We start from the raw sequence: 2511 nt of genomic DNA on the forward strand, positions 1-2511 counted from the left end.
GTATAGCGCATGGCCTTATCTTTTATGGTTTACTAATTTACACCTTTCCACCATTCTGGAAAAACTTGTGTGGTATCGTTTAGGTCTACCATTTCACCAATAACCGGTGTAACCAAGGGTAAGTGCTGTATTTTGGCTAGTTCTGTAACTTTGATAAGAGGCTCGTCCCATGAGTGCATTGCCAGGGTAAATTTAGAAGAGTGCACCGGAAACAGTCTTTTAGCTTTTAAATCTTCTGCGGCCTGCAGCACCTGTTCTGGCAGCATATGGATTGCCTTCCAGGCTACGTTGTATTGCCCATTCTCTAATATCGCAAGATCAATTGGCCCAAACTGTTTACCAATTTCTGCAAAGTGTGTGTCATAACCGCTGTCTCCGCCAATATAGATTTTTGTGCCTGGTGTTTGCAGCACATAAGACATCCACAATGTATTATTTCTTGTAAAACCTCTGCCCGAAAAATGTCTTGCAGGGGTGGTGTGTACTTTAAATCCAACATCCAATGATATGCTGTTGTTCCAGTCACTTTCAATGATTTTATCAGCAGCATATCCCCAATGTTCGAAATGAGCACCTACACCAAGTCCGCAGATAACTGTTTTTACTTTATCTTTTAGCTTGGTAATTGTTTCGTAGTCCAGGTGATCATAGTGGTCATGACTGATCAGCAGGTAGTCAATAGGAGGCAGATCATCAACCGTATATCGGTCTGTACCTTTATAGGCTTTTACTGTCCATGGCACTGGAGATGCGCTGCCACTTAAAACAGGATCTACCAGAAAGCGCTTCCCGTCTATCTGCATGAAATAAGAGGAGTGACCAAACCACACCAGGACGTTTGAATCGGGAGGAAGGCTGTGCAAATCGGTTTTTTTAGAAGGTATGATTGCAGTGGGACTTCTTCTGGGATGGTCGCCGAACAACTGGTCGTAAAGGATACCGCTAATGCTGTAGCCTTCGGTAAGGTCGGGTGTATGATGAGTATTCTGAAATTTGCCGTCCTTATAACGAGGCGAATTTTTTATCAGTTCCAATCGCTGGGCGGTAGGAGCCTGCCCAAATTTTGCCTGACGGATATAAAAAAAAGTAGCGATGGATAAAAGCATCGCTGTGCTAAGCAGGATAATCATAGTTCGTTTAATTATTTTTAAAAACCGTTTCATACGGGTTAGTGATTTAGGTTTAAGTAATGATGAGGCTTTAATGTTTATGATGCAAATTCCACCAAACTTTTGGCCGTTGCTAATATGGCTTCCTGGTTACTGCGGGGTGTCCATCCTAATAGGGTTCTGGCCTTTTCATTACTTGCATTGCGGTAAATGCCCACCAGAGGAGCAATGGCTTTTGCTTGTGCATTAAATAACGCGGCAATGCGGATCGACCAGTTTGGGATTGTTTTGGTGGATGCGTTTGCAGCTGCCTCAGGCATTTCATTTTTAAGGAAATCTGCTATTTCTAAAAGTGACATTGTACCACCGCTTAAGGCCAAAAATCGTTGTCCTTTTGCCTGGGGATTGGTCATTGCCCGGATGTGCAGATCAGCAACATCACGCACGTCTACAATACCGAGGCTGATGTTAGGCAGCGCTTTCATGCTACCATCTATTACTTTTTGTAGCAACTCAAAACCACTGGACAGGTCTTTAGTGAAGGAAGGACCAAAAATACCCATCGGATTGATCACTGACAATTCAAGACTACCACCTTCCTGTTCCATAAAATCCCAGGCTGCTCTTTCGGCCAATACTTTTGATTTGTTATAAGCAGAGAGCCCTTTCTCATTTGGGTCTGTCCAGCTTTCTTCTGTAATCAAAGTAGTTTTATCCTTATGACTATAGCCAACTGCCCCAAAATTCGACGTCATAACAACGCGCTTAGCACCTGCATCTCTTGCTGCTTTAAGTACGCGTATAGTTCCGTCAACTGCGGGACGTATCATTTCGTCTTCATGCCTTGGCAGTTTTAAGAAAATGGGAGAAGCTACATGCAAAACGTAGTCACAATCTTTTACAGCCGTGCTCCAATTGTCATCACTGGTGAGATCTGCTTTTACAAAAGAAAGATTACTGAAGTCAGTGATTCCGCCTTTTTTAAGCATGGCTATCACTTTATCCTGTTTATTTAAATCGCGCAGGGTGGTTCTTACCAGGTAGTCTTTATCCAATAATTGCTGGATGCAATGAACAGCGACAAAGCCTGATCCGCCTGTTACCAATACTGTATGAATTGAATTTGTCATTTGCTTTCAAATTGATAGAACAAAATTGCAGATTAAAGAGCAATCTTGTTTTGTTGAAAAGTCCAATTTCACTTTGTTTAAAGGTTCAGTTTATTTTGGTTGCAAGGTTAGTACCAAACTGGATGAAATGATTTGAACAGCTTTGGTTATTTCCGGCAAAGTTAATGAAGCAAACCCAAATCGAATGGCATTATAGCTGACTCCATTGTTATCAAATAACTTCCCATTATTCATATAAAGACCCTGCTTGGCTGCTTTAATTGAGATCTGTT

The 2511-nt window shown here is 41.9% G+C and carries 3 protein-coding genes; all 3 read right to left on the minus strand.

Annotation, left to right across the window (positions count from 1 at the left end; all coding sequences use genetic code 11):
- Positions 1 to 32 precede the first annotated feature (32 nt).
- Positions 33 to 1163 (minus strand): MBL fold metallo-hydrolase, encoded by a 1131-nt coding sequence (locus tag AC1DDX_RS23385; RefSeq protein WP_337716197.1) that lies wholly within the window; start codon positions 1161 to 1163, stop codon positions 33 to 35.
- Between the two features lie 44 nt (positions 1164 to 1207).
- Entirely contained in the window at positions 1208 to 2239 is a 1032-nt protein-coding gene (locus AC1DDX_RS23390) for an SDR family oxidoreductase (protein ID WP_288879305.1), read from the minus strand.
- Between the two features lie 90 nt (positions 2240 to 2329).
- Positions 2330 to 2511 (minus strand): hypothetical protein (locus tag AC1DDX_RS23395; RefSeq protein ID WP_477622680.1); only part of this gene is annotated, 182 nt, incomplete at its 5' end.

This window comes from Pedobacter sp. 10L46_2 (assembly GCF_056395165.1).

What these genes read in the sequence shown, in the direction of transcription:
- AC1DDX_RS23385 (WP_337716197.1), bottom strand. Translation starts at nt 1,163, where the DNA reads ATGAAACGGTTTTTAAAAATAATTAAACGAACTATGATTATCCTGCTT.
- AC1DDX_RS23390 (WP_288879305.1), bottom strand. Translation starts at nt 2,239, where the DNA reads ATGACAAATTCAATTCATACAGTATTGGTAACAGGCGGATCAGGCTTT.